Here is a 25776-nt window from a genome sequence, read left to right as displayed (position 1 = left end):
CGCTCCCAGCCGATCGGGCCGCACGCATCACGGTAGCGACACGAAATCGGCGCGCGGACTTGACAGCGGTTCGTCGTGAGTGGACTATGTAATCCAATGTGAACGGTCACATCGAAGGTGACCGCACGTCGCGAGGAAAGATCCGTGAGCACCACAGCAACGTTGCCTACCGTGTCAGGCCCCATCCTGGAGATGCGCAGCATCACCAAGGAGTTCCCGGGGGTCAAGGCACTCGCCGACGTCTCGATCACCGTCCGCGCCGGCGAGATCCACGCGATCTGCGGCGAGAACGGCGCCGGGAAGTCGACCCTGATGAAGGTCCTGTCCGGGGTGTACCCCTACGGAACCTACGACGGGGAGATCCTGCTCTACGGCGAGGAGCAGCGCTTCAAGGACATCGCAGCCAGCGAGCATGCCGGCATCGCGATCATCCACCAGGAGCTCGCCCTGATCCCCGAGCTCTCGGTCACCGAGAACATCTTCCTCGGCAACGAGATCCAGCGCGGAGGCCGCATCGACTGGAAGGCCCAGAAGGAACGGGCGATCGAGCTGCTCGCCCGCGTCGGGCTGAGCGAAGACCCCGACGTGCAGATCAAGACCCTCGGTGTCGGCAAGCAGCAGCTGATCGAGATCGCGAAGGCGCTCAACAAGGACGTCAAGCTCCTGATCCTCGACGAGCCGACCGCCGCACTCAACGAGAACGACTCGCAGCACCTGCTCGACCTGATCCTGGGCCTCAAGGCCAAGGGCATCGCGTCGATCATGATCAGCCACAAGCTCAACGAGATCGAGCAGATCGCCGACGAGATCACGATCATCCGCGACGGCCGTACGGTCGAGACGCTCGACATCTCGCGCGGGGAGATCAACGAGGACCGCATCATCCGCGGCATGGTCGGCCGCTCGCTCGAGAGCCGCTACCCGGACCGCACCCCCGAGATCGGCGAGGTGTTCTTCGAGGTCAAGGACTGGTGGGTGCAGCATCCGACCGTCCCCGAGCGCATGGTCGTGAAGGGCTCGAACATCAACGTGCGCCGCGGCGAGGTGGTCGGCATCGCCGGTCTCATGGGCGCAGGGCGTACCGAGTTCGCGATGAGCATCTTCGGCCGCTCCTACGGCACCTTCCTCTCCGGCACCCTGATCAAGGACGGCCAGGAGGTCGCCCTGCACGATGTGGCCTCGGCGATCAAGCACGGGCTCGCGTACGTGAGCGAGGACCGCAAGGTGCTCGGGCTCAACCTGCTCGACACGATCAAGCGTTCGGTCGTCGCCGCCAAGCTCTCCAAGATCGCCAAGCGCGGTGTCGTCGACGCCCGCGCCGAGTTCGCCGTCGCGGAGGAGTACCGCAAGGCGCTCCGCATCAAGACGCCCTCTGTGGAAGAAGGCGTCGGCAAGCTCTCCGGCGGCAACCAGCAGAAGGTCGTGCTGGCGAAGTGGATGTTCACCGACCCCGACCTGCTGATCCTCGACGAGCCCACACGCGGCATCGACGTCGGTGCCAAGTACGAGATCTACGCGATCATCAACCAGCTCGCGGCCCAGGGCAAGGGCGTCATCGTCATCTCCAGCGAGCTTCCCGAACTCCTCGGCATCTCCGACCGCATCTACACCGTCTTCGAAGGTCGGGTCACCGACTGCATCCCGGCCGATCAGGCGACACCTGAGGACCTCATGCGCAGCATGACCTCCGCGACCCAGAAAGCATCCGCATGACCACCGACACCACCGCAACGAAGCGCGGCTTCCATTTCAAGGACATCACGAAGATGTTCGGAGGCGGCCAGTCGACCCTCCGTCAGTTCGGCATCCTCGGCAGCCTCGTCGTGATCCTGGTCGTCTTCCAGGTGCTGACCTGGATCTTCAAGGGGCAGGGCCTCACGCTCTCGTCGGGCAACCTGATCAACGTCGTCAACCAGTACTCCTACATCCTGATCCTCGCGATCGGCATGGTGATGGTCATCATCATGGGCCACATCGACCTGTCGGTCGGATCGGTCGCGGCGTTCACCGGCATCGTCGTCGCCAAGGCGATGGCGGACTGGGACCTGCCATGGCCACTGGCGATCCTCCTCGGTCTCGGCGTGGGCGTGCTGGTGGGAGCCTGGCAAGGATTCTGGGTCGCGTATGTCGGGGTGCCCGCCTTCATCGTGACGCTGGCGGGCATGCTGTTCTTCCGCGGAGCGAACCAGTGGGTCGGCGACTCGCAGTCGATCCCCGTCCCGGAGGGGTTCAAGGTCATCGGCGCGGGCTACCTGCCCGAGCTGTCGTTCATCCCCGTGCCGTTCAACGTCTTCACCATGGTCCTCGCCCTGATCGGTGTGCTGTGGATCGTCATCTCGGAGATCCGCACCCGCCGCGCGCAGGCCAAGATGGGCTCGGACATGGCGCCCCGCTGGGTGAGCGTCACCAAGGTCGTACTGATCTCCGCCGTGATCCTCATCGCGGGGTGGCTGTTCGCGACAGGGCGTGAAGGGACCAGCTTCCCGATCTCCGGCGTCATCCTGCTCGCCCTCGTCATCCTCTACTCGTTCATCACGAACAACACCGTTTTCGGCCGCCACATCTACGCCGTTGGCGGCAATCGCCAGGCGGCGCGTCTGTCGGGTGTGAAGGACCGCTGGGTCGACTTCTTCGTCATGATGAACATGTCGGTGCTCGCCTCGCTCGCCGGAATGATCTACGTGGCCCGTGCCACGGCCTCCGGCCCGCAGGACGGCAACGGCTGGGAGCTCGACGCCATCGCCTCGGTCTTCATCGGTGGTGCCGCCGTCTCGGGCGGTATCGGAACCGTGATCGGGTCGATCATCGGTGGTCTCGTGATGGCGTTCCTCAACAACGGACTCGCGCTGCTCGGCGCCGGTGCCGACGTGGTGTCGATGATCAAGGGCCTCGTGCTCCTGTTCGCGGTCGGTGTCGACGTCTGGAACAAGCAGCAGGGCCGCCCCTCGATCATCGGGTTCCTGACGCGTCGGTTCGGTCGCAAGGAAGACCCCGCCCTCGAGACCTTCGACCCGAAGGCGAACTACCCCACCAGTCAGAAGTACGAAGCCCCCGCCGTCGACGAGACGCGCGGAAAGTAGGGGTCGAGTCGCGCACCGCACACGCGCCTTGACCTTCACACACCAGAGAAAGAGATCACATGAAGAAGATGCTTCTTACGGCGACAGCGATCGTCGCCGTGGGCGCTTTCGCCCTCACCGGCTGCTCATCGGAGCGCGGCGGTGACACCGGCTCCGGGTCGGGGGACGAGGCCAAGGGCTTCGCCGCCGATGCCACGATCGGTGTCGCCCTTCCGGACAAGACCTCGGAGAACTGGGTTCTCGCCGGTCAGCTGTTCACCGACGGCCTGAAGAAGGCCGGATTCAAGGCCGATGTGCAGTACGCGCCGGCCAGCAACACGGTCGCCGAGCAGCAGAACCAGATCCAGGCGATGGTCACCGGTGGCGCCAAGGTCATCATCATCGGTGCGAAGGACGGCAAGCAGCTGTCGACGCAGGTCGAGGCAGCCCGCGACGCCGGCGTCACCGTCATCGCGTACGACCGTCTCATCGAGAACACCGAGGCCGTGGACTACTACGTCGCCTTCGACAACTTCAAGGTCGGTCAGCTGCAGGGCCAGGCGCTCCTCGACGGCCTCGCCGAGCGCGCGGGCCACGAGGCGCCTTACAACATCGAGCTGTTCTCGGGCTCGCCGGACGACGCCAACGCACCCGTGTTCTTCAACGGCGCGATGGAGGTTCTCCAGCCGAAGATCGATGACGGGACGCTGAATGTCGTCTCCGGCCAGACCGAGATCGCGCAGACGGCGACCGAGGGCTGGAAGCCGGAGAACGCGCAGCGTCGTATGGACTCGCTGCTCACCTCCTCGTACGGTTCCGAGACGCTCGACGGCGTCCTCTCCCCGAACGACACGCTCGCCCGCGCCATCATCACCTCGGTGCAGGGAGCAGGCAAGCCGGTCCCGGTCGTCACGGGTCAGGACTCCGAGGTCGAGTCGGTCAAGTCGATCATGGAGGGCATCCAGTACTCCACGATCAACAAGGACACCACGCTGCTGGTGGAGCAGGCCATCAAGATGGTCGGCCAGCTCCAGAAGGGCGAGGAGGTCGACGTCAACGACACCGAGCAGTACGACAACGGCAAGAAGATCGTCCCGGCCTACCTGCTCGACCCGATCATCGTCACCAAGGAGAACGCGGCCGAGGCATACGCCAACGTCCCGAGCCTCCTCGAGATCGTGAAGTCGTACCAGTAATCCGGATGCTCCTTCGAGGAACACCCCACAGCACCTCGCTGTGACCGAGAGCCACCCTGACCTTCGGGTCAGGGTGGCTCTCTCGTGTGCGGGTTCTGGCCGCCCGTGCCCGTCAGCCGCGGAGCGCGCGCGTCGCCTGCCCCGTGCGCTGCAGGGCGTCGACGGTCTCGGTGTACCGACGCTTGGCGACACCGAGGAACAGGCAGTCGACGAGCGTGAGCTGCGCGATGCGGCTCACCATGGCGCCCGCGCGGAAGGTCGACTCGCGCACCTCCGTGAAGAGCGGGTGATCGGCCGCGCGGGTGAGGGGGGAGTCCTTCGCCGACGTGACGGCGATCGTGGTGGCCCCGCTGGTACGCGCCGTCTCCAGGAACCGCACGGTTTCGAGCGTCGAACCCGAGTGGGAGAAGCCGATCGCGACGGTCGATGCGGTCGGCAGCACGGAGACGGCGACGGCCTCGTGCGGATCGGCGGGAATATGCGCGTTCCGTCCGACGCGGAGGAGCTTGTGGGCGAGATCCTCCGCGACGAACCGGCTGGCGCCGAGCCCGTAGAGGATGATGCGCTCGGCCCCGTCGATCGCGTCCACTGCCGCTTCGAGCACGGTGAAGTCGAGTCGGGCGACGGTCTCCTCGATCGCCAGCAGTTCGAGCGCCGCCACCTTCGACACCGCCTCCTGCAGGGTGTCGGCGTCGGAGATCTCCGACCCATAGGCGCCGCGTGCGGAGAACTGGGCGGCTTCCTTGCCGAGCTCGGCGGCCAGGGCCATGCGCAGCGGGGCGTAGCCGCTGAAGCCGATCGCCCGGCAGAAGCGCACGACCGAAGCGACCGAGGTGTCGCATTCCGCGGCCAGCTCGTTGATCGTGTTGTCGATCACGACGGAGGGGTTCTCGCGGACGACCAGCGCGATGCGGGCCAGCGACGGCGTCAGCGTGGAAGCGGCGGCTTCGATCGTCGACTGGATGCTCATCGGTTCTCCGTCTGCTCGGTGTAAATTCTTTTTGCAGAGTCTACTTCGCATGTAGTCTCTTTTCACCACCTGTTTCCACCGATCCCCGGGAGAGTCGATGAGCGCGAAGACGACCGCATCCATCGATCTCGGCAAGTCCCGGTGCCGCGTCGTGATCGTCGGCGACGGCGAGCGGGTCGCGCGTGCAGGCGTCGGAGCTCCCGGGCTCGCCGCAGCGGGAGGGGTGGAGAGTGCACTCGAGGCGATCCTCCCGCTTCTGGAGGGCGACCGCCTCGACCTGATCGGGGTCGGTGCCGCAGGGGCCTGGCTGGCGCCGCATGCGGCGCAGGAGCTGTCGTCCCGGCTCGCCGCAGCGAGCGGAGCCGCGGTGGCCGTCGCCTCCGATGTCGTCACCGCTCACGCCGGTGCGCTCGACGGTGCCGGGGGAGTGCTCCTCATCGCGGGCACCGGAGCGGCAGCCCTCGGCGTCGACGCCGATGGCGCGCGACTCGTCGACGGCTGGGGTCCGGAACTCGGCGACTTCGGCAGCGGCTCGTGGCTCGGGCGCGAGGCCCTGCGTGCCGTGCTGCGTGCGGACGACGCGCTGGGCGCGCGCACCGCCCTCACCGCGGCGATCGCGCAGCCGGTGGGTGTGCCATCCGACATCCAGGCCTGGCTCGCCCAGAGCGAACCCCTCCCTCGACGCCTCGCGACGCTCGCGCCTCTCGTGCTGGATGCCGCTGCCGACGGCGATGCGGTCGCCCGCGAGATCGTGGCCGAGGGGATCCGACTGCTCACCGCGACGGCTGTCGCCGCATCCGCCCGCACCACCGACGTGGTGATCCACGGCGGCCTCACCGACCACGCGTGGTTCCGCGCGTCATTGACCTCTTCCCTGCAGAGCGCCGCACGCACGATCGTGCCCGCGAGCGGCGATGCACTCGACGGCGCGCTGCTGCTCGCGCGCCGCGCCGACCTCCCCCACGAAAGGTTCGTCCACCGTGCCGAATGACGATTCCCGCCTGGCCACCCTCCTCTCCGTGCTGGAGCGCCTCGATACCGAGGCCTCGACGACCGATCGCGGCGACCTCGACCTGCTGGGCACCGCCGAGCTCGTGCGACGCATGAACGCGGAGGACCGGCGGGTGCCGGAGGCCGTCGCCGAGCGGGCGGAGGAGATCGCCATCGTGGTCGACGGCATCACGGAGCGGTTCCGCCGCGGCGGACGCCTCATCTACATCGGCGCGGGCACGGCCGGGCGCATCGGCGTTCTGGATGCGAGCGAGTGCCCGCCGACGTTCGGCACCGACCCGTCCATGGTGGTCGGGCTGATCGCGGGGGGCGAGACGGCGATCCGCTCCGCCGTGGAGAATGCCGAAGACGATGACGCGGCCGCTGAGGCCTCGCTGCGCGAGCTCGGTCTCTCGGAGAACGACACGGTGGTCGGCATCTCCGCCTCCGGCCGCACGCCCTACGTCGTGGGAGGGCTGATCTACGCCCGCAGCGTCGGTGCGTTCACCGCGGCGATCGCCTCGAACGCCGGTTCCGACATCGGTGCGGCCGCGGAGGTCGCGATCGAGGTCGTCACCGGACCCGAGTTCATCTCCGGCTCCACGCGCCTCAAGTCGGGGACGGCGCAGAAGCTCGTCGTCAACATGCTGACGACGCTGTCGATGATCAACCTCGGCAAGACCTACCGCGGCGTCATGGTCGATCTGCTGGCCACGAACGAGAAGCTGCATGCCCGGTCGATCCGCACCGTGTCGCAGCTCGCCGGCGTCGACATCGACCAGGCTGCGGCGGCACTGCAGGCGGCGGACGGTTCGGTCAAGCTCGCGCTGCTGATGCTGGCCGCCGACGCGACGCCGCAGGACGCGGCCGCAGCCCTCCACGAGGCCGACGGCATCCTCCGCGACGCGATCGCCGCGCTCGCCTGAGGGCGATGCGAGCGCCCGGGGAGTCCGATACGGTGTGCGGATGCCCCTTGCTCTGATCACCGGCGCCGCGCGTGCCGACAGCATCGCCGCCGGCATCGTTCCTCGTCTGCGCGCCGCCGGTTGGACCGTCGTCACCAGCGACCTGCACGACGCCGATCACATCGCCGACCTCGCCACGCCCGAGGGGCCCGAGGCCCTGATGGCTGAGGTGACCGCCGCGCACGGCCCGGTCTCGGCCCTCATCCTGAGCCACGCGCACGATGTGGAATCCGGCATCCTCGACACGACGGCCGAGAGCTTCGACCGGCATGTCGCCGTGAACGCCAGGGCGAGTCTGCTGCTGATCGCGGCCTTCGCGCGGCAGGTGGGCGACGGCGGAGGTGCGATCGTGGCGCTCACCAGCGACCACGTGACCGGCAACCTCCCCTACGGGGCCTCCAAGGGCGCTCTCGACCGGCTCGTGATCTCGGCGGCCCGCGAGCTCGGCCCGCGCGGCATCTCGGCGAACGTGCTCAACCCCGGGCCCATCGACACCGGCTGGATGGACGACGAGACGCGCCGCGGGCTGGCGGAGATGACACCGCTCGGGCGTCTCGGACGCCCCGGTGACATCGCCGCGGTGGTGGAGTTCCTCGTGTCGGAGGAAGGGCGCTGGATCTCGGGGCAGCTGCTGCAGTCGGACGGCGCGTTCTCGGCGAGGTACTGAGCCGCGGGGCAGGCGCGGTCTCGACGCGCAGAGCTCGACGCGCAGAAGCGTCGAGACCGGGGGTGGTCCCTGCGCGCCTGCCCCGGGCGGGCATCCGATTCAGTGCGCGCAGGTGCAGGTGTCTCCGCCGCAGCATGTGCTCGCTGTCGCGCCGCGGTGCGCCTGTGACGCCTCTGGCACATCCATGGCCGGGTTCTGGTCGAGGAAGCCGGCTGGCTTGAACCAGAATCCGGCGTAGTCGACGGGCATGATGGGCCAGTCCTCCGGTCGCGGGAAGTGCGTCAGGCCGAAGGTGTGCCACAACACGATGTCCTGGCCGTCGATGTCGCGGTCGGCGGCGGTGTACTCGGGCAGCCCTGCACCGCCCTGGTGCGCGTTCGGATACCGCCCGGCCGGCCAGATCTGCCCCGCCTCGAAGCGTGTCGCCCAGAGGTGCTTCGTCGCGAAGGCGGCACGCGCGGCGACGGAGGACTGCGGGTCGGCCATGAGCAGCGCCGTGGGCTGCGGCACCAGGTGGTACGCGGTGGGCCGGCCGACGTGGTTCGTGTGGGACGCGCTCTGCACCTCCCACACCCGTGCGACCGAGGAATCGGCCTCGCGCTGCGCCTCGTTCTCGGTGTGCAGAGTCGTCTCCGACCAGGTGAAGGCGTTGCCGAAGGGGTTCTCGGGGCCCATCGGCACGCGTTGGGCGTCGATCTCGACGAGCCGGTTGTCCTCGCCGTCGATCGCGACGTCGAGCCGTGCGCAGAAGAGGTGCTGGTGCACGGGGGCGAACACGCCGGGGGCCAGCTCCGTCGCATGGCGCTGGCGCACCCCGGGCTCACCCGCGCTGGCGAAGACGATGCCCGTGGCCTTGGCCACCACCTCGATCGACCCGTCGAGGCCGAAGTTCCAGTAGAACCCGTAGTCGTAGTTGCCGATCGTGGAGAAGTACGACACCACGAACCGGCGGGAGCGCCGCACGTCGGAGCGCCCGGCCAGATCGGTGTGCTTCCAGAGGATGCCGTAGTCCTCCTCGTGCATGCAGATCACGTTCGGGATGCGCACGGGGTGGCCGTGGTCGTCGGCGACGTAGCCGTCGAGGTAGCGGATCACGCCCAGGCAGTCGCAACCGAGCTCGAGGTGGTTCGCGTTCTTCCCGAGCAGGTACTCACCGGCGTCGAAGTAGCTGATCCAGAAGCGGCCGGGCGCGGTGTCGCCGTAGGGGACGACCATCTCGGGCACGCTCGCCCTGCTCAGCACCGATCGTCCCTGGAAGGTGACGTCGTGCAGAACGAGGCCTTCGCGCGCGTTGAAGTCCACGCGCATCGACCAGCCCTCCCACTCCACGAGCGAACCCGTGACGGCGAAGCTCGGCCCTTCGGGCTGCGTGATCTCGATCGACTTCAGGCTGGTGCGTGCCTCGCCCTGCACCTCGGGGTAGTAGTTGCCGTGGCCGGCGGGAACGGGCACATCGCCGTGGTCCTCGACGCGGATCACGCTGTTCGCGGTGAGGTCGATGTGCACGATGAGTCCCTCGACCGGGTGCGCCCAGGGAGAGTCCTGCTCGTCGTACTTGAGGAAGGTCAGGGAGCGGATCACGCGTCGTCCGACCTCGTCGGCACGGCCCGTGTATCCGGGGGCGAGCGGCCCGCAGAAAGCGAGCGCCATGTGCTCTTCGAGGCCGCGGCGCTTCATCGCGGCCTGCCACTGCGGTGACGCCTTGGTGATGGCCTCGGCGCGCTCGTACTCCTCGAACAGGTACTGCGGCTGCCCGTAGGGCGGGGCGTCGTTGGGGACCCGCTGCGTGTGCAGCACCTCGCCGCGGGTGATCGAGACGATGGCTTCGGTGGCGACGCCGGTGGCGATGTCGAGCAGGGTGACGTCGACGCGGCGGTCGATGGGGGAGCCGGGCGTCCAGGCCGCGAGCTCGTCCTTGCGGGGTTCGTCGGGCAGGAGCATCGGCACCCGGGTGGTCTCGGTCATCAGGCCCGCGGCGTCGAGCACGGCGCGGGCGGCCGCGATCTCTGCACCCGTGAGGGGATCGTGGGGGTGCGGGGCGGCGATCTTCTCGATCGACACGGGCTGCGGAGCGTGGTGGGACATCATCGACCTCACTATTTTCGAGCGATTGCTCAATAAACGGGTTGGCATGATGATACGACGGACCGCCCGACGCCCGCAACGGGAGATTCGCGGGCGGGAGGCCCTGTCAGGCCCGCCAGGGAGCGAGCGCCACCTCGAGCACCGCGAGGTGGGCGGCCGGCGTCTGCGGCTCCGTGACCTCGACGATCTGCTGTCCGTAGGTGATGGAGCGCAGCAGTGTCACGATCGCCTCGGTGGGGGTGTCCGTGCGCAACTCGCCGTCCTCGATCGCCTCGCGCAGGGCGAGTCGCGTCGTGTCCTGCCAGGTGGCGAGCGTGGGGGAGCCGGCGTCCGGTGTCGGCGCGAGCGCGGCCAGGCGCCCCCAGAATCCGACCACGACATGGGCTTCGGTGCGGGTGCGCTCATCGACCGGGAGTACTTCGCGCATGAGCGCGTGCAGTCGGTCGAGCCCGCGGCGGTCGGCCGTCGCCTCGGCGATGCGCGCCTCGGTGCGGCGGGTCACCTCGGCCGCAGCCGCACGCATGACCTCGTCGAAGCCGTCGAAGTAGTGCCAGAGCGAACCCGTGGCGACGCCGAGCTCCGTCGCCACGGCACGCGAAGAGACGCTCTCGTGTCCGTCGCGGGCGGCGACGGCCAGCAGCGCCTCGGCGATCTGCCGGCGGCGCTCATCATGGTCGACGATGCGAGGCACGCACCCATCTTGTCGCATCGCGCACGGGTATAGCTATATTGAGCGATCGCTCAATATACTTCCGGCGTGGATCACCTCATCGTTGCGGTGCCGTGGCTGATGGCCGCGGCCGCGATCGTCTCGGCCGTCGCCGGCGTGGCTGCCTGGCGCGCCGTGCCGTGGCAGGGGCGGCAGAGCGTGCTCGTCATGGCGGCGGCGATGCTGGCACTCGCCGCGACCGCCGGGCGCTACCCCGTGCTCGAGCTGGCGCTGGGGGTGGTTCTGCTGGGATCCGGCATGGTCGGGACCATGGGAGTTCGCGGCACCGCATCGGCGGCCCCGTGCTGTCACCGCGCTCTGGTCTCCCTGGTGATGGCGATGTGCGCGTTCCACGGAGCCGCCGGACCCGTAGCCGCGGTGGGTCCGGCCACGGTGACAGGACACGGCGGCCATGGGCTCCCCGGCATGCTCTCGGTGCTGCTCTTCGCGGGCGTCGGCGCGGTGGCGCTGTGGACCGTCGTCGCGGAGTGGTTCGTCCCTCCGGTGCACCACGGTCGCACGGCGCGCCTGCTTCGCACCGAGTCGTGGGCGATGACGGTGGGCGTCGCGGTGATGTGCCTGGGGTTCTGACGGAGAGGCCATCACCCCGCGGCGGCGGGGCGCACGAACAGCCAGGCGGCGATCGCGGCGACCGCCGCCGCTGCGGTCATCGTCACCGCCATCGTGACGGCGTTCGTGCCACCGATCCCTGCGGCGACCGGAGCGAGCACCGGGCCGAACAGGAACGTCGACATCCCGAGCAGAGCCGAGGCCGTGCCCGCTCGTGCGCCGTGGTGGGCGAGCGCGAGGGTCTGACCGTTGGGCCCGCCGAGCCCTGAGCAAAGCATGAATCCGATCAGCGCGGCGACGACTCCCGCAACGCCCACCTCGGCGAGTGCGAGCACGAGGAATGCCGTCGCGGCGATCAGCGTGGCCGAGATGCCACCGAGGTACACCCGCAGCGGTCCCCACCTGCTCACGACCAGGCGGCTGAGCTGACTGCCGACGATGCTCGCGAGGGCTCCCGCCGCGAAGGCGAGGCTGAACGACTGTGGACTCAGGCCGAACTCGTCCTGCAGCACGAACGACGACATCGACAAGTACGTGAAGAAGGCGACCCCGCCCCCGGCCGCCGCGCACAGCACCGCGACGAAGAGCCGATCGCGCAGGACCGCTCCGGTGTGGGTGCGGAGGGTGCGCAGGCCGCCGCCGTGCCGTGCTGCGGCGGGCAGCGTCTCCGGCAGGGCGAACATGACGACCAGCAGCAGCACGACGCCCACGGCACTGAGCACGCCGAAGATCCCGCGCCAATCCATGATCCTCGCGAGCTGACCTCCGACGACGGGCGCGATGATCGGCGCTGTCCCCGATACCAGGAACAGCAGCGACAGCATCCGCGAGAGCTCCACGCCCTCGAACTGGTCCCGGGCGATCGCGAGGCAGATCACGATGCCGGCCGATCCCGCGAGGCCCTGCAGGAAGCGCGCGAGCAACAGCAACTCGATGTTCGGCGCGAGCGCACACGCCAGGGAGAGGACGGCGAAGACGGCGACGCCGACCATCAGGGGTAGTCGTCTGCCCCAACGGTCGCTGAGGGGGCCGGCGACGAGCTGACCGAGCCCGAGGCCGACCATGCACGCCGACATCGTGGCCTGAGCGAGTGCCTCCGTGGTGCCGAGAGAGGCGGCGAGCTGCGGCAGCTGCGGCAGATAGAGGTCCATCGACAGCGGGCCGAACGCCTCGAGCATGCCGAGCACGAGCATCGCGTGCACCGTGCCCATCCGTGGCCGCGAGGGCTCCCCGGGAACGGGAGTGCTCATCCTTCCAGGTGCAGCGTGCGCCGCAGCCAGCTCGCGCGCGCGGCGTCGGCTGCCTGCGAGACCTCGGCGTCGGGGGAGAAGCCGGAGAAGCCGTGGTATCCGCCCGCCCACACATGCAGCTCGGCCTGTCCGCCGGTGGCCCAGATGCGCGTGGCGTAGTCGACCGCTTCGTCTCGGAAGGTCTCGGCCGCCCCGACCTCGATGAACGCGGGGGCGAGGCCGGACAGATCGACGGCGCGCGCGGGGGCGGTGTAGGGCGATACCCGATCGGTGCCGCGGTCCTCGCCGGCGATCGCCTCCCATGCGGTGTGGTTGTTGTGGCGATCCCAGGCTCCGAACCCGTCGTACTGACGGCTCGACACCGTGTCGTTGCGGTCGTCGAGCATGGGGCATCCCAGCAGCTGTCCGGCCAGGCGCGGACCCCCTCGGTCTCGGGCGAGCAGCGCGACGGCGGCGGAGAGGCCGCCGCCCGCGCTCATGCCGGACGCGATGATGCGGTCGGGGTCGATGCCCAGGTCCTCCGCGTGCGCCGCCATCCACTCCAGCGCCGCATAGCAGTCCTCGGCCTGTGCCGGCCCCGGGTGCTCGGGGGCGAGGCGGTACTCGACTGCGACACCGACCACCCCGTATCGCTCGGCCAGGTCGATGAGCTCGGAGGTCCCGAAGAACCGGGTGCCCAGAACCATCCCGCCGCCGTGGATCGAGAGCACGGCGGGGGCCGGTCCGTTCGCCGGCGTGGTGGGCCGCACGATCGTGATCTCGATGTCCGGGGCTCCGGCGGGGCCGGAGATGATCCGGTCCTCCCAGGTGATCGCGCGCCCCTCGGCCTGTGCCGACATGGGCGGGATGATGGTCGCGAAATGATCGCGATTGGCGTGGATGGTGTCGGCGCGCAGCGGGATGATCTCGACCATGTCGACGAAGGCCGCGAGACCGGCGACGAGCTCGGGATCGTAGGGGACCGGTGGGTGGGCGGTCATCGGGCGGCCCGCCAGATCCGTCGCAGCCAGGAGGCGCGCGCGGCGAGGGCGGCGCGGGAGATCTCGGCATCGGGCATGTACATGTCGAAGCCGTGTGCGCCGCCGCCCCACACATGCAGCTCGGCCTGTCCGCCGGTCGCCCAGATGCGCAGGGCGTACTCGGTGTCCTCGTCGCGGAAGGCCTCGGCCTCTCCGACCTCGATGAAGGCGGGCGGCAGGCCCGAGAGGTCGGCCGCGCGGGAGGGGGCGGCATGCGCAGGTGCCTCGGGGCTGAAGGCGAGATCGTCGCCGAGCACGCACGACCACGCGAGCAGGTTCAGCTCCCGCTGCCACGTGCCGATGCCGTCGTACTGCCGGCTCGACACCGTGGTGTTGGTGTTGTCGATCATCGGGCACAGCAGCAGCTGTCCCGCCATCACCGGGCCCCGTCGGTCGCGTGCCATCAGGGCGACGGCGGCGGTGAGTCCGCCCCCAGCGCTCCCGCCGCCGACGACGATACCCGCAGGATCGATGCCGAGATCGTTCGCATGCGCATGCACCCAGGCGAAGGCGGCGTAGCAGTCTTCCACTCCGGCGGGGTAGGGGTGTTCGGGGGCGAGACGGTACTCGACGTTCACCGCCACCACGCGGTGCTGCGCGACGATGTCGACCACGCGCCCGGTCTCCCACGAGCGGTGACCGACGATCATCCCGCCGCCGTGGATGTTGACGAAGCCGGGAAGCACCTCGGCGCGGGTTCCGGCCGGTCGGAAGATCGTGATCTCGATGTCGGGAGCACCGGAGGGGCCGGGGATCACGCGGTCCTCCCACTCGATGTCACGGCCGGCGATGACGGTGTCGTTGTCGGGGAACATCCGGTCGGCGCCCGCGCGCGGCAGCGCGTCGCGAGTCAGGGGCGGCTGAGGATCCTTCGCGATCTCATCCAGCACGGCCTGCACCTCGGGGTCGAAGGGCACGGGGGTGACGGTGGGACGTCCGGCGGCGGTGGCGGTCATGGAACTCCTTGTGCGAGTGGTGGCGGGGGCGGTTCAGGGGCCTTCGGGGTCGACGATGCCGCGGTCCGCCCAGAACGGTGCGACCAGGCGGCGCAGTTCTGCGGCGCCGACACGATCGACCAGATCGACGGCCGCGAGGTTCGCGCGCAGCTGGGCGACGCTCGACGCCCCGAACAGCGTCGTCGTGAGAGCCGGATGCGTGAGGGTGAAGGCGATGCCGAGCTGTGCCGGAGACGCGTCGAGCGAATCGGCGAGTGCCGCGAACGCCGGGACATCGGCGAGGATACGCCCGCGGATGTCGCCGGGGTCGCGACCGATCTGGCGGTCGCCGTTCACCTTGCCCGCCAGGATGCCGCCTTCGAGGCAGTCCGAGGCCTGCAATGTCAGTCCCTGCTCCCACAGGCCGGTGAAGGGCGCTCCGTCCGGGATGGCACGTCGCGAGACGCTGTACTTCAGCTGCGCGATCTGCGGGCCGGGCACGTCTTCGTCCGTCGCGATGTCGATCAGGGCCTGGATGCTCGACGCCGACCAGTTGTTCACTCCCCAGGCGCGGATGAGACCGGCATCGGTCAGGCGTGCCAGATCGAGCACGAGATCGCGCAGATCCAGGTCGTCGCGGCGCAGGTCTCCCAGAATCACGAGGTCGGCGTGCTCGACGCCCACGCGCATCAGGGCGTTGTCGAGTTGGGGGCGGAAGCCCTCGGTGTCGAACGTCTCGAGCCAGAGCTTCGACGACAGCAGCCACTCCTCTCGGTCGAGGCCGGCCGCGCGCACCATGGCCGAGAAGATCACGTCGGTGAACACCGGTGGGGCACCCGGTGCGGAGTAGACCCCGACATCGAAGAGGTTCACGCCGTGATCCACGGCCTCGCGGAGCATGCCCACCGCGTCGGCGAAGTCCATCCGGTCGTAGGTGTGCCAGGAGCCGAGCGAGAACAGCGAGGTGTGCAGGCCGCTGCGCCCGATCTCACGGCGCGGAAGGGGAGTGATCATGGTCGTCCTCACAGACTCGGGTCGATGACGGCCTTGACCTCATCGAGATGGTGCATGCGGGCGATCTTCGCCGAGGCCTCCGCGAGGCCGACGGGGGCGCTGAAGAGGTCATCCCAAGGGAAGCGGTCGGCGAACGCCGAGAAGAAGTCGACGGCCCTGGCGTAGTCGGAGATGTCGCCGTTGAGGGATCCGACGACCGTGAGCTCCTTGCCCATGATCGTGCTGAGGGCGAATCCGTCGCCTGCCGGTCCGGTCGAACCGACGATCGCGATGGTGCCGCGCTGGGCGGCCATCCCGACGGCGTCCGGTCCCACGCCGGGGGCCCCGGCGAAGTCGAAGACGTGATCGGCGCCGCGTCCGTTCGTCAGCTCCAGGACCTGGTCGACCACGGGACCGTCGCGGAAGTCGACCACGGCGTCTGCGCCGAAGCGCCCGGCCAGCTTGAGACGCGCGGACGGTGCCCCCACGGTGATCACCTGGCCGGCGCCGGCGATCTTCGCGACGGCGGTGGCGAAGATGCCGAGGGCTCCGGAGCCCTGGATCACGACGCTCGATCCCGGTCGGATGCGTCCGGCACGCTCGAACGCGCGGAGCACGGTCTTGACGGCGCATCCCGCCATCGACGCCCACGTGTCCTTGACGGCGGAGGGGAGCAGCAGCTTCGCGGCGCCCGGGGTGACGTAGGCGTACGCGGAGAGACCCGCGGTGGCGAAGGGAGGCACGTCCGCGCGCTGGAGGAAGCCGTAGCCGCGGCGGGCGCACGCCACCGGTTCGCGCAGCACGACGCAGCCGTGGCATTCGCCACAGGTCGATTCCGACCAGCCGATGCGGTCGCCGGGGGAGAGGGCGCGGCCGAGAGCATCACGGGTGTCGGGGCCGGTGGCGACGATCTCGCCGACCATCTCGTGGCCGAGCACCATCGGGAGCATGCCGGGGAAGGTCATCTTCCCCTCCCAGATCTCGATGTCGGTGCCGCACAGGGTCGTGCAGGTGATGCGCACCAGGGCGGCACCGGGTTCGATCTCGGCGGGCAGCGGCAGCTCCTGCAGTGTCAGGGGCTCGCCGTGGGCGGTGAGGACGGCGGCGCGGGTCGTGGTGGGCAGCTCTGCGGTGCGGGTCATGGTGTCGTCTCCGGGGAACGGTCAGACCAGGAGCTGTCCGCCGTCGACGGCGACGCAGACCCCGGTGATGTGGCTGGCGGCGTCGCTCGCGAGGAACAGCACGAGCGGGGTGACCTGGTCGACCTCGGCGATCGAGCCGAGCGGGATGCGCGACTCCCAGGCCGCACGGGCATCGGGGTTCGACGCGAAGTCGGCGGTCAGGGGAGTGAGCACGGGGCCGGGGGCGACGGCATTGACGCGGATTCCCGATCCGGCGAGCTCGATGGCGGCCGTGCGGGTGAGGGCGTCGACCGCCGCCTTGGTGGCTTCGTAGTGGCCCAGACCCGGGGTGGGCTGGCGGGCGCCGATCGAGGAGATGTTGACGATCGAGCCGCCGCCGGTCGCCGCGAGCAGGGCGCCGAACGTGCGGAGCATGAGGAAGGTGCCGCGGACGTTGACGCGCAGGGCGGCATCGACGGCCTCGACGGGCACGTCCTGCAGGGTGCCGCCGCCCGCGACGACGCCGGCGTTGTTCACCAGCACGTCGAGTCCGCCCGCGGCGGAGAGCCGATCCGCCGCCGACTGCACGGAGGCCTCGTCGGAGATGTCGAGGTGCACGGCCGTGGCGCCGAGCTCGTTCGCGACGCTCTGCACGGCTTCCGCGTTCACGTCGCCGATGAACACCTCGTCCCCGGCCCGTGCGAACGCGGCGGCGATGCCTCTGCCGAGGCCCGAGGCTCCACCGGTGACGAGGATGCGGCGGGGGGAAGCGGTCATGTTCGTCCTCACTGACGGGTGCTGCGACGGGGTGACTCCGTTATATTCTACAAACATAGAAAAACACAACCCCGTGTCAGAGAAGACGAAGGAGCCTTCATGCCCGAATCGACATATCCCCGCACGGCACTGCAGCGCGGAGGGGTGCCTGTGCCTCCGCTGGCATTGGGGTCGTGGAACACCTGGGACCGGATGTCGAAGGATGAGGCGGTCGCGCTGATCCGGAGAGCCACGGAGCTCGATGCCGGATTCTTCGACATCGCGTACTACAACATGGGTCCGCATGCCGAGAACTCGAGGACCGACATCCTGTTCGGCGAGGCGCTGCGGGCGAGTGGCGTCGATCGCGACGGGATAACCCTGTGCGGCAAGCTGTGGCTCTGGGACTGGCCGAACCAGGGATTTCGTCAACAGCTCGTCGAGTCGCTCGGGCGGGCCGGCCTCGAACGCTTCGACACGGTGGTGGTCGGCGACTACGGGAAGGTGCCCGACATGCCGCGCCTCGTCGCCGAGGTGAACGCGCTGATCTCGGAAGGCCTCGTCGACAGCTGGGGCATCAACAACTGGCAGATCGCCCACACCACGCAGGCTCTCGACGAGGCGGAGACGCAAGGGGTCGTCGCACCGGTGTTCGCGCAGTTGAAATACGGCATCGCGCGCCGGTCGATGGCCGAGGGGGAGGCGTACGGGGCGTTGTTCGATGCGGGCGTGCTCACCCTGCAGGCGTCCGACGTCTTCGAGGGCGGGATCCTCGCCACCGGGCGGCAGCCCGAGCGGAAGATCGGCGCGGATGTCGGAGGGATCCGTGAGCAGATCGCCGCGATCTACCCCGAGGTCGCGCGGGTGGCCGCCGGATTCGGGGTCACCCCGGCGGCACTGGGCATCGCCTTCTGCCTGTCGAACCCCGCGACCGCGAACGTGCTGTTCGGTGCCTCCCGGCTCGCGCAGTTGGAGCAGAACCATGCGGCGCTCGACCTGGCGCTCGCACGTGGTCCCGAGGTGCGTGCGGCGCTCGCCGACTGCTGGGTCGACCGTGACGTGCGCGCCGACGGGGTGTGGTGAGGTCGGCTACGCCTCGCGCTCGTGTGCGAGGGCTATGGCGCGCTCGAACGTCGAGACGATGACCTGGCGTCGGTCGGTGCGGTAGTCCTCGTCCGGTTCGAGCTCGTCGATGTAGTCGTCCCAGACCCGGATGTACCGGTCTCGCCAGCCCTCGAGCGTGCTGCTCGACGGGAACGTGGCACCCACTCGCCCCGCGGACCCGATGTCGGTGAGGATCTCCAGCCACGCGGGAACCATGGCTCCGCCCCATTCGTCCGGCTGCAGCTCGGTGTCGTCGTCCTCATCGGCGAACACCTCGGAGATCTTCGCGATGAGCTCGTCGGTGATCTCGCTCAGCGCGTCGGCGACCGTGTCGTCGTCGAAGTTTCCCGGTCCCCACGTGCCCATGTCTCCCTCTTCCTGTCGGCTGTTGCGGTCAGACCTAGTGAACCATGTGAGCATGGTGTCCGGTCGGAGTCAGCGGCAGAATGCTGGCATTCGTTCGAAGATAAGTTCGAATGTCGAGAGGTGATTCGGTAAAGTGGAATCATGCCGAAGCTGGTCGAGTTGCACGAGGCGATGTCCCGCCTCGATGCGGCGTGGGCCGACGCCGATGGATCCGGTGAGCTGTCGCGAGAGCAGCTGATCGCCGTGAGCGCATCCATCGGGGTGCTGCAGCGGCGGCTGGATGCGGTGCACATCGAGGTCGCGGCGTGCATCTCACGCGAGTCTCGTCCCGAGTTGGGTGCGGAGGGTCTCGCCAAGCAGCAGGGCTACCGGAACCCGGCGACGTTGATCGCGGCGACCGTCGGCGTCTCGCGCGGCGATGCGACCCGGCTGGTGAAGGTCGGAGAAGCGGTCGCGCCGCGCGAGGATTTCCTCGGGGCGCCTCTGCCGGCGAAGTATCCGAGAGTGCGTGAGGCGCTCGGGTCCGGCGCGCTGAGTGCTCAGGTGGCTGCCGCGATCATCGCCCTGCTGGATCGGTGTCGCGTCTCGGTGGGTCTGGTGCGGGTCGCCGAGGCGGAGTCTCTGCTGGTGGAGAAGGCGGTCGGGCTCGCTCTCGATGACGTGCGCAAGCTGGTCGTGAGGGCGGAGGCGTGGCTGGACCCGGATGGGGTGGAGCCGCGCCTGGAGGAGCAGCGTTCCCGCCGAGCTTTGACCATTCATGAGCGCGACGGGATGGTGCATCTGAACGCCGTCCTCGACGCCGAGACCGCCGCTCCTGTCGTGACGGCCATCCGCGGCTACGTGACCGCCGCATTCGCCGCGCGAAAGAACGCGGCCGCACCGGACGCGCCGGACGCCGATCGTCGCACCGTGCCGATGATCCAGGCCGACGCTCTGTCCGTGTTCGCGGGCCACGTTCTCGAGTGCGACGCCCGGGTGCCGTTGGCGGGTGCGACCGTCGTGGTGCGGATGAGCCTCGACGACCTGGAAGCCGGCGCCGGGTCCGCCCAGATCGACGGAATCGAACAGCCGGTCAGCATCGGCGCGGCCCGACGGATGGCCGCAGGCGGGGGAGTGATCCCCTGCGTGCTCGGTGCGGCGAGCGAAGTGCTCGATTGGGGTCGGGAGAAGCGCCTGTTCACGCGCTCGCAACGGTTGGCGTTGGTCGAGCGGGATGGTGGATGCGCCATGTGTGCGCTGCCGCCCGAGATGACGAAAGCGCATCACATCCGATGGTGGAGTCGAGATCACGGTCCGACCGATCTCTCGAACGGCGTGCTGCTGTGCGAGACCTGCCACCATCGGATCCATGACAACGGGTGGGATATCCGTATCGATGGCGGTGGGAGCCGAGGCAGGGTGTGGTTCCTCCCACCGGCCACGGTCGACCCTGCGCGGGCTCCGCGCCTGGGTGGCAGGGCGCGCTTCGACATCGCTGCCTGAACGCGCTGCCTGAACGTGTGGCCTGAACGCGCTGCCTGAACGCGCTGCCTGGACGTGTGGCCTGAACGCGCTGCCTGGACGTGTGGCCTGAACGCGTGGCCTGAACGCGCTGCCTGCGCGTCTCGCGGACGACCGGCGCTCCACCATGCCTGCACGCTCGGACAAGCCCGGTGCGCGCCAGGGCATGAGCGGAGCCCTCAGGAGAGCGAAAGACTCTTGCGCTCTTTTTCCACGCATGTAGACTAACCAGCGCGACACATCGAGGTGAAGCCGGATCCGGTCTCCGGTCAGCGGCACTCCGAGCCTTCTTCACCACCCTTGCACCCGAGAGAAGGAACCATGAAACGAATGCCCCTCGCGCTCGCCGCAGCCGTGGCCGCGACCCTCGCGCTCACCAGCTGCAGCGCAGGCGCAACACCCTCCCCGTCCGACGGCAGTGCTGCCGACGGCCCCGACGCCCTCAACATCGGTAACTTCCTCGACGTCACGTCGTGGGATCCCTCGCTCGCCGACATCGGCTTCGACGGCCCCTACCTCTCCGCCGTCTACGATGCCCTGATCGCTCTGGACGCGGACGGCCAGCCGGTCCCGTCCCTCGCGACCGGATGGACCGTCGCCGACGACGACCTCAGCATCGACCTCGACATCCGCACCGACGCCGTGTTCAGCGACGGCACCCCGGTCGACGTCGACGCCGTGATCACGAGCCTCGACTACCTCAAGCAGGGCGCGCGCTCCGGAGAGGCCTACCTGAACGTCTCGGCCTTCGAGAAGGTCGACGACGACACGGTTCGCATCCTCCTCACCCAGCGCGACGACACGATCCTCTACTTCATGGGGCTGGGCCGCAGCTACGTGGTCTCTCCGGCAGCTATCGAGGCGGGAACCCTCGGCAGCGAACCCATCGGCTCCGGACCCTACGTCCTCGACGGCGACACCAGCATCGCCGGCGCGGAGTACCACTTCATCAAGACCACCGACCACTGGGATGCCGAGGCCTACCCGTTCGCCGACCTCGCGATCTTCCCGATCACCGATGCGACAGCGCGTCACAACGCCATGCTCAGCGGCCAGATCAATGTGCAGTACGGCGACGTCGCCAACCTCGAGCAGGCGAAGCAGCAGGGCTGGAACACCGCGGAGCGCGTCTCCGGCTGGGCGGGACTCGTCATCACCGACCACACCGGAGCCAAGAGCGAGCCCCTCGGCAAGCTCGAGGTCCGGCAGGCGCTGAACTACGCGTTCGACGGTGCCGCGATCCTCGCCGCCGTCGGCAGCGGTGCCGGCGTCGCCACCAACCAGGTCTTCCCGGACGGCGGCACGGTCAACGATCCCGCCCTCAATGAGACCTACGCCCACAACATGGACACGGCCAAGAAGCTGCTGGCCGACGCGGGCTACGCAGACGGCTTCGAGATCTCCATGCCGATGTCGCCGATCTTCGAGATGTGGAAGCCCTCGGCCGAGCAGGCGCTCACCGAGCTCGGCGTGAAGGTCACCTGGGACAACATGCAGATGCCGGACTACCAGCTCAACGCGCCGAACTACCCGATGTTCATCTCGTTCCTCGCGATGGACGGCAACGACGTCGCTACGGTCGCGCGCCAGGTGACCAGCGTGCAGTGGTTCAACCCCGCACCCGACTACGCCCAGAACGAGGTCATCGCCCCGCTCGTCGAGAAGGTGCAGACGGAACGCGGCGAGGCGCAGACCGACGCCGTCAAGGAGCTCAACAAGGCGCTCGTCGACCAGGCGTGGTGGTCTGTTTGGTACCAGGCGAACAACATCTACTACACGGCCTCCGGCATCCAGCTGCAGCCCATCGTCGGGATGATGTTCCCCACCCTGCGCTACATCACCCAGGGCTGACGCCCGCCGGGGCGGTCGCGACGTCGGCCGCCCCGGCATCCTCCCCCTCCGACCCCACCGACCCCTCCACCCCCGAGAGGTTTCCATGCTTGTGTTCACGGCGAAGCGGGTGCTGTCCGGCATCCTCCTGCTCGTCGCGGTCTCGATCGGCACCTTCTTCCTGGCGCACCTCGCCATCAGCGACCCGACCGCATCGCTCCTCGGCACGACGGCGAGTCCTGCGCAACAGGCGGCGCTGGCCGAGAAGATCGGCCTCGACCGTCCTCTCCTGGTCCAGTTCTGGGACTGGCTGTCGCATGCCGCGCTGCTCGACTTCGGCGTCTCCTGGCGCAACTTCCAGCCGGTCAGCGCGCAGCTCGCGATCAAGGTCCCGGTGACCCTCTCGGTCGTGACCTTCGCGACGCTCATCACCGCGGTGGTCGGCATCGCCTTCGGCATGATCACAGGTCTTCGCCCCGGCACCTGGTTCGACCGCGTCATCAAGGGCATCTCCGTCGTGCTGTTCGCGCTCCCCGGCTTCTGGGTCAGCCTCGTGCTGGTGATGTGGCTCGCGGTGCAGCTGAAGTGGTTCCCCGCAGTGGGCTACGTGCCCCCGACGCAGTCCGTCGAGGGGTGGCTGCGCTCCATCACCCTCCCGGCGATCTCGCTGGCGCTGGGCGGCATCGTCGCCGTCGCGGAGCAGCTCCGCAACGCCGTCATCGCGCAGAGCAGGCAGGACTGGGTGCGCACGCTGCGCAGCCGGGGCCTCTCGACCGCCCGCGTGAACCTGCACATCCTCCGCAATGCCTCACCCGCGGCGCTCACGGTGATCGCGCTGATGTTCGTCGGACTCCTCTCCGGCGCGATCGTGGTCGAGCAGATCTTCAGCCTGCCCGGTCTCGGCCAGCTCACCAACCAGTCCTCGCAGAACGGCGACATCCCGATGCTCCTCGGCATCACGGTCATCTCCGTCGTCTTCGTCGTCCTCATCAACCTCCTGCTCGACCTCGTGCTGGGCTGGATCAACCCGAAGGTGCGCGTCGCATGACCACGACAGACATCCGCGTCGCCTTCGATCGGGCAGCCCAGAAGCGCCGATCGAGCCTGTTCCGGCGCTTCCTCCGCCACCCCGGCGGCTACATCCCGCTCGCGATCTTCGTCCTCATCGTGCTCGTCGGCATCTTCGCACCGCTGCTCGCGCCGATGGATCCGAACTTCGTCGATCTGTCCGCCGCCAAGGCCGCGCCGGGGCCGGAGCATCTGCTGGGGGGCGACTCCACCGGGCGGGACATCCTCAGCCGCCTCATCTACGGCACCCGCACCACGCTCTGGGGCGCGCTCATCACGATCGTGACCGCACTCGTGATCGGCGTGCCGGCCGGCGTCGCCGCCGGCTACTTCGGGGGAGCGTTCGACAGGGCCGCCACCTGGATCAGCGATGCCCTCCAGTCGATCCCCGGCATGATCATCCTGCTCGTCGTCGCCGCCGGCTTCCGCAACAACTTCGAACTGCTGATGGCCACGGTGGGTGTCTTCATGGTGCCGGGCTACTTCCGCATCGCCCGCTCGCAGACGCTCGCCGTGCGCGGCGAGCCCTACATCGATGCGGCGCGCGTCTCCGGTCTGTCGGACGGGCGGATCATCTTCCGCCACGTGATCACGGCCGTGTACCCGCCCGTCATCATCCAGACGGCCCTGACCGCCGGGATCGCGATGGGCATGCAGGCAGGGCTCCAGTTCCTCGGCATCGGCGATTCCAACGTCCCGAGCTGGGGCGCCATGATGCTCGAGGGCTTCCGGCTCATGCTCACGTACCCGCTCATGCTGCTGTGGCCGTCGGCCGCGCTCGGGCTCACGATCGCCGTGCTCGCGATCATGGGGTCGACCCTCGCAGAGCTCGTGCAGGTGCGGACGCCCCGGGTCGCCCGGCGAAAGCGCGATGGGGTCGCAGCGATGCCCACCAGCGCTCCGACAGGCAGTGCTCACCACTCGGCGGAGGGTTCCGCGCTGCGGGTCGAGAACCTCCGGGTCGTGCACGCCACGCCGACCGGGGAGACGGAGGTCGTGCACGGCGTGACCCTCGACGTCGCGCCGGGCGAGGTGGTCGGCATCGTCGGCGAATCGGGATCCGGCAAGTCGCAGACCGTGTTCTCCGTGCTCGATCTGCTCCCCGCGACGGGGCGCGCCACCGCCGACGCCATCTGGGTGGGCGGGGTCGATGTCACATCGTCGACCCCGAAGCAGCGCCGGGCCCTGCTCGGGCGGACGATCGGCTACGTGCCGCAGGAGCCGATGAGCAACCTCGATCCGTCGTACACGATCGGCCATCAGCTCGTCGAACCGCTGCGCCGCACGCAGGGGCTGAGCAGGTCGGCCGCGAAGGAGCGCGCACGCGCGATGCTCGTGCGCGTCGGCCTCACCGACCCGGACCGGGTGATGCGCAGCTACCCGCACCAGGTGTCCGGGGGGATGGCGCAGCGCGTGCTGATCGCCGGGGCCATCGCCGGCAAGCCCTCACTCCTCGTGGCCGACGAACCCACCACGGCGCTCGATGTCACGGTGCAGGCCGAGGTGCTCGAGCTGCTGCGCGAGCTGCAGGCGGAGTACGGCATGGCTCTTCTCATCGTCACGCACAACTTCGGCGTCGTGGCCGACATCTGCGACCGCGTGATCGTGATGCGCAGCGGCGACATCGTGGAGTCCGGTCCGGTCGACGCCCTGTTCGCCTCCCCGACCGAGCCGTACACGAGGGAGCTCATCGCCGCCTCGCTCGACGACGCCGTCGGCCGAGACGAACTCGACCGCACCACGACGGGAGTCCCCGCATGAGCCCCCTCCTCGAAGTGAACGACCTCGTCGTGGAGTACGGTCGCGGACGGCGGGCCTTCCGCGCCCTGCACGGCGTCTCTCTCGACATCGCACCGGGGGAGTGCCTCGGCCTGGTCGGGGAGTCGGGATCGGGTAAGTCCACGCTCGGTAAGGCCATCCTCGGGCTGGCTCCGGTCACCGCCGGCAGCATCCGCTTCGACGGGCAGGAGATCAGCCGCCTGAGCCATCGCGCGCGCCGAGCGCTCGCCGACGACGTGCAGGTCGTGTTCCAGGACCCCTACGGCTCGCTGAACCCGGCGATGACGATCGGAGACATCCTCGCCGAGCCCCTTCTCACGACGGGGATCGGCGCGAGGGCCGCCGAGGCGAAGGTGCGGGAGATGCTCGATCGCGTGCGCCTCCCGTCGTCCGCCATGGATCGCTATCCGAGCGAGTTCTCCGGTGGGCAGAGGCAGCGAGTGGCCATCGCCCGTGCGCTGGTGCGCGGCCCGCGCCTGGTCGTGTGCGACGAGCCCGTGAGCGCGCTCGACCTCACGACCCAGGCGACGATCCTCGATCTGTTCATCGAGCTGCAGCGCGACACCGGCGTGGCCTACCTGTTCGTCTCGCACGACCTCGGTGTCGTGCGCAGAGTCTGCCACCGGGTGGCCGTGATGTATCGCGGCGAACTCGTCGAGGTCGGCGCCGGGGAGCAGGTCACCCGCGCTCCGCAGCATCCTTACTCCGAGCGGCTCCGTCTGGCATCGCCCGTCGCCGATCAGGCTGCGCAACGCGAGCGCCGTGCCCAGTGGCTCGCTCTGCGGGAGGTGCGCGATGCGGCGGTACGGTAGCTCCAGGCCGGAACACTCCACGCAGCAGAATC

General features: G+C 69.0%; 23 protein-coding genes. 13 read left to right on the top strand and 10 right to left on the bottom strand.

The genetic code is table 11. From position 1 onward, the window contains the following. The first annotated feature begins 192 nt into the window (after positions 1-192). The 3 genes from mmsA to D514_RS23870 are packed head-to-tail and all read left to right on the top strand — an operon-like array spanning position 193 to position 4255. Positions 193-1713, top strand: coding sequence for a multiple monosaccharide ABC transporter ATP-binding protein (gene mmsA / locus D514_RS23880; RefSeq protein WP_246877412.1), 1521 nt, complete (start codon positions 193-195; stop codon positions 1711-1713). Continuing rightward, on the top strand, positions 1710-3080 hold the full coding sequence (gene mmsB, locus D514_RS23875; RefSeq protein ID WP_017828808.1) for a multiple monosaccharide ABC transporter permease: 1371 nt from the start codon (positions 1710-1712) through the stop codon (positions 3078-3080). The genes mmsA and mmsB overlap by 4 nt, the downstream gene beginning before the upstream one ends. A 59-nt stretch (positions 3081-3139) precedes the next feature. Then, positions 3140-4255 carry a sugar-binding protein gene (locus tag D514_RS23870; protein WP_017828807.1) on the top strand — a complete coding sequence of 372 codons (1116 nt, stop codon included), beginning with the start codon at positions 3140-3142 and terminating at the stop codon, positions 4253-4255. A gap of 112 nt (positions 4256-4367) precedes the next feature. On the opposite strand, the gene D514_RS23865 is transcribed toward D514_RS23870, so the two are convergent. Further along, positions 4368-5225 carry a MurR/RpiR family transcriptional regulator gene (locus D514_RS23865; protein WP_017828806.1) on the bottom strand — a complete coding sequence of 286 codons (858 nt, stop codon included), beginning with the start codon at positions 5223-5225 and terminating at the stop codon, positions 4368-4370. Between the two features lie 97 nt (positions 5226-5322). On the opposite strand from D514_RS23865, the gene D514_RS23860 reads away from it, so the two are divergent. Genes D514_RS23860 through D514_RS23850 form a run of 3 tightly spaced genes read left to right on the top strand, consistent with a single transcriptional unit; the run spans position 5323 to position 7847 of the window. Beyond that, positions 5323-6216 carry an N-acetylglucosamine kinase gene (locus tag D514_RS23860; RefSeq protein WP_017828805.1) on the top strand — a complete coding sequence of 298 codons (894 nt, stop codon included), beginning with the start codon at positions 5323-5325 and terminating at the stop codon, positions 6214-6216. Next, positions 6206-7141 carry an N-acetylmuramic acid 6-phosphate etherase gene (murQ, locus tag D514_RS23855; RefSeq protein ID WP_017828804.1) on the top strand — a complete coding sequence of 312 codons (936 nt, stop codon included), beginning with the start codon at positions 6206-6208 and terminating at the stop codon, positions 7139-7141. The genes D514_RS23860 and murQ overlap by 11 nt, the downstream gene beginning before the upstream one ends. Positions 7142-7181: 40 nt before the next feature. After that, positions 7182-7847: an SDR family oxidoreductase gene (locus D514_RS23850; RefSeq protein WP_017828803.1), complete on the top strand. Its 666-nt coding sequence runs from the start codon at positions 7182-7184 to the stop codon at positions 7845-7847. A 99-nt stretch (positions 7848-7946) separates the two neighbouring features. Here the strand turns inward: D514_RS23850 and D514_RS23845 are convergent, their stop codons facing one another. Next, positions 7947-9935, bottom strand: a complete 1989-nt coding sequence (locus tag D514_RS23845) for a primary-amine oxidase (protein WP_017828802.1) — start codon at positions 9933-9935, stop codon at positions 7947-7949. Between the two features lie 103 nt (positions 9936-10038). Then, positions 10039-10623, bottom strand: a complete 585-nt coding sequence (locus D514_RS37990) for a TetR/AcrR family transcriptional regulator (RefSeq protein ID WP_017828801.1) — start codon at positions 10621-10623, stop codon at positions 10039-10041. 66 nt (positions 10624-10689) lie between these two features. Here D514_RS37990 and D514_RS23835 point away from each other — a divergent pair, with 66 nt between their 5' ends. Continuing rightward, positions 10690-11232: a hypothetical protein gene (locus D514_RS23835; RefSeq protein ID WP_017828800.1), complete on the top strand. Its 543-nt coding sequence runs from the start codon at positions 10690-10692 to the stop codon at positions 11230-11232. 11 nt (positions 11233-11243) lie between these two features. On the opposite strand, the gene D514_RS23830 is transcribed toward D514_RS23835, so the two are convergent. The 6 genes from D514_RS23830 to D514_RS23805 are packed head-to-tail and all read right to left on the bottom strand — an operon-like array spanning position 11244 to position 17306. Further along, positions 11244-12461 carry a multidrug effflux MFS transporter gene (locus D514_RS23830; protein ID WP_236610910.1) on the bottom strand — a complete coding sequence of 406 codons (1218 nt, stop codon included), beginning with the start codon at positions 12459-12461 and terminating at the stop codon, positions 11244-11246. Then, positions 12458-13441: an alpha/beta hydrolase gene (locus D514_RS23825; protein WP_017828798.1), complete on the bottom strand. Its 984-nt coding sequence runs from the start codon at positions 13439-13441 to the stop codon at positions 12458-12460. Before D514_RS23825 ends, D514_RS23830 begins: the two co-directional genes overlap by 4 nt. Beyond that, the gene (locus D514_RS23820) at positions 13438-14436 is read right to left on the bottom strand and encodes an alpha/beta hydrolase (protein ID WP_017828797.1); all 999 of its coding nucleotides are present in this window, start codon (positions 14434-14436) and stop codon (positions 13438-13440) included. The genes D514_RS23825 and D514_RS23820 overlap by 4 nt, the downstream gene beginning before the upstream one ends. A gap of 33 nt (positions 14437-14469) precedes the next feature. Next, positions 14470-15429 carry an aldo/keto reductase gene (locus D514_RS23815; RefSeq protein WP_017828796.1) on the bottom strand — a complete coding sequence of 320 codons (960 nt, stop codon included), beginning with the start codon at positions 15427-15429 and terminating at the stop codon, positions 14470-14472. An 8-nt stretch (positions 15430-15437) separates the two neighbouring features. After that, positions 15438-16550: a zinc-binding dehydrogenase gene (locus D514_RS23810; protein WP_017828795.1), complete on the bottom strand. Its 1113-nt coding sequence runs from the start codon at positions 16548-16550 to the stop codon at positions 15438-15440. Positions 16551-16571: 21 nt separating this feature from the next. Further along, positions 16572-17306: an SDR family NAD(P)-dependent oxidoreductase gene (locus D514_RS23805; RefSeq protein ID WP_017828794.1), complete on the bottom strand. Its 735-nt coding sequence runs from the start codon at positions 17304-17306 to the stop codon at positions 16572-16574. A gap of 99 nt (positions 17307-17405) precedes the next feature. Here D514_RS23805 and D514_RS23800 point away from each other — a divergent pair, with 99 nt between their 5' ends. Next, entirely contained in the window at positions 17406-18368 is a 963-nt protein-coding gene (locus tag D514_RS23800) for an aldo/keto reductase (protein ID WP_051056551.1), read from the top strand. A gap of 6 nt (positions 18369-18374) precedes the next feature. On the opposite strand, the gene D514_RS23795 is transcribed toward D514_RS23800, so the two are convergent. Next, positions 18375-18755 carry a DUF4259 domain-containing protein gene (locus D514_RS23795; protein WP_017828792.1) on the bottom strand — a complete coding sequence of 127 codons (381 nt, stop codon included), beginning with the start codon at positions 18753-18755 and terminating at the stop codon, positions 18375-18377. Positions 18756-18896: 141 nt separating this feature from the next. Between D514_RS23795 and D514_RS23790 the strand changes: the two genes are divergently transcribed. From D514_RS23790 to D514_RS23770, 5 genes are all read left to right on the top strand, one after another. Beyond that, positions 18897-20237 (top strand): HNH endonuclease signature motif containing protein, encoded by a 1341-nt coding sequence (locus D514_RS23790; RefSeq protein WP_017828791.1) that lies wholly within the window; start codon positions 18897-18899, stop codon positions 20235-20237. A 339-nt stretch (positions 20238-20576) separates the two neighbouring features. After that, complete coding sequence (locus tag D514_RS23785) at positions 20577-22106, top strand: ABC transporter substrate-binding protein (RefSeq protein WP_236610909.1); 1530 nt, start codon at positions 20577-20579, stop codon at positions 22104-22106. 85 nt (positions 22107-22191) lie between these two features. Beyond that, positions 22192-23133 carry an ABC transporter permease gene (locus D514_RS23780; protein WP_017828789.1) on the top strand — a complete coding sequence of 314 codons (942 nt, stop codon included), beginning with the start codon at positions 22192-22194 and terminating at the stop codon, positions 23131-23133. Beyond that, positions 23130-24914, top strand: a complete 1785-nt coding sequence (locus D514_RS23775) for a dipeptide/oligopeptide/nickel ABC transporter permease/ATP-binding protein (protein WP_017828788.1) — start codon at positions 23130-23132, stop codon at positions 24912-24914. The genes D514_RS23780 and D514_RS23775 overlap by 4 nt, the downstream gene beginning before the upstream one ends. Beyond that, positions 24911-25744: an ATP-binding cassette domain-containing protein gene (locus D514_RS23770; protein ID WP_017828787.1), complete on the top strand. Its 834-nt coding sequence runs from the start codon at positions 24911-24913 to the stop codon at positions 25742-25744. Before D514_RS23775 ends, D514_RS23770 begins: the two co-directional genes overlap by 4 nt. The last annotated feature ends 32 nt before the right edge of the window (positions 25745-25776 follow it).

Source organism: Microbacterium sp. UCD-TDU, assembly GCF_000340625.1.
GTDB classification, from domain to species: Bacteria; Actinomycetota; Actinomycetes; order Actinomycetales; family Microbacteriaceae; genus Microbacterium; species Microbacterium maritypicum.
This window is presented reverse-complemented; position numbering and strand designations above follow the sequence as displayed.

Excerpts from the sequence above, each read along its gene's own strand:
- D514_RS23800 (WP_051056551.1), top strand. The coding sequence starts at position 17,406 with ATGCCCGAATCGACATATCCCCGCACGGCACTGCAGCGCGGAGGGGTG.
- mmsB (WP_017828808.1), top strand. The coding sequence starts at position 1,710 with ATGACCACCGACACCACCGCAACGAAGCGCGGCTTCCATTTCAAGGAC.
- D514_RS23815 (WP_017828796.1), bottom strand. The coding sequence starts at position 15,429 with ATGATCACTCCCCTTCCGCGCCGTGAGATCGGGCGCAGCGGCCTGCAC.
- D514_RS23830 (WP_236610910.1), bottom strand. The coding sequence starts at position 12,461 with ATGAGCACTCCCGTTCCCGGGGAGCCCTCGCGGCCACGGATGGGCACG.
- D514_RS23810 (WP_017828795.1), bottom strand. The coding sequence starts at position 16,550 with ATGACCCGCACCGCAGAGCTGCCCACCACGACCCGCGCCGCCGTCCTC.
- D514_RS23865 (WP_017828806.1), bottom strand. The coding sequence starts at position 5,225 with ATGAGCATCCAGTCGACGATCGAAGCCGCCGCTTCCACGCTGACGCCG.
- D514_RS23850 (WP_017828803.1), top strand. The coding sequence starts at position 7,182 with ATGCCCCTTGCTCTGATCACCGGCGCCGCGCGTGCCGACAGCATCGCC.
- D514_RS23845 (WP_017828802.1), bottom strand. The coding sequence starts at position 9,935 with ATGATGTCCCACCACGCTCCGCAGCCCGTGTCGATCGAGAAGATCGCC.
- D514_RS23825 (WP_017828798.1), bottom strand. The coding sequence starts at position 13,441 with ATGACCGCCCACCCACCGGTCCCCTACGATCCCGAGCTCGTCGCCGGT.
- D514_RS23790 (WP_017828791.1), top strand. The coding sequence starts at position 18,897 with ATGCCGAAGCTGGTCGAGTTGCACGAGGCGATGTCCCGCCTCGATGCG.
- D514_RS23780 (WP_017828789.1), top strand. The coding sequence starts at position 22,192 with ATGCTTGTGTTCACGGCGAAGCGGGTGCTGTCCGGCATCCTCCTGCTC.
- D514_RS23775 (WP_017828788.1), top strand. The coding sequence starts at position 23,130 with ATGACCACGACAGACATCCGCGTCGCCTTCGATCGGGCAGCCCAGAAG.
- D514_RS23870 (WP_017828807.1), top strand. The coding sequence starts at position 3,140 with ATGAAGAAGATGCTTCTTACGGCGACAGCGATCGTCGCCGTGGGCGCT.
- D514_RS23860 (WP_017828805.1), top strand. The coding sequence starts at position 5,323 with ATGAGCGCGAAGACGACCGCATCCATCGATCTCGGCAAGTCCCGGTGC.
- D514_RS23785 (WP_236610909.1), top strand. The coding sequence starts at position 20,577 with ATGAAACGAATGCCCCTCGCGCTCGCCGCAGCCGTGGCCGCGACCCTC.
- mmsA (WP_246877412.1), top strand. The coding sequence starts at position 193 with ATGCGCAGCATCACCAAGGAGTTCCCGGGGGTCAAGGCACTCGCCGAC.
- D514_RS23795 (WP_017828792.1), bottom strand. The coding sequence starts at position 18,755 with ATGGGCACGTGGGGACCGGGAAACTTCGACGACGACACGGTCGCCGAC.
- D514_RS23770 (WP_017828787.1), top strand. The coding sequence starts at position 24,911 with ATGAGCCCCCTCCTCGAAGTGAACGACCTCGTCGTGGAGTACGGTCGC.
- D514_RS23820 (WP_017828797.1), bottom strand. The coding sequence starts at position 14,436 with ATGACCGCCACCGCCGCCGGACGTCCCACCGTCACCCCCGTGCCCTTC.
- D514_RS23805 (WP_017828794.1), bottom strand. The coding sequence starts at position 17,306 with ATGACCGCTTCCCCCCGCCGCATCCTCGTCACCGGTGGAGCCTCGGGC.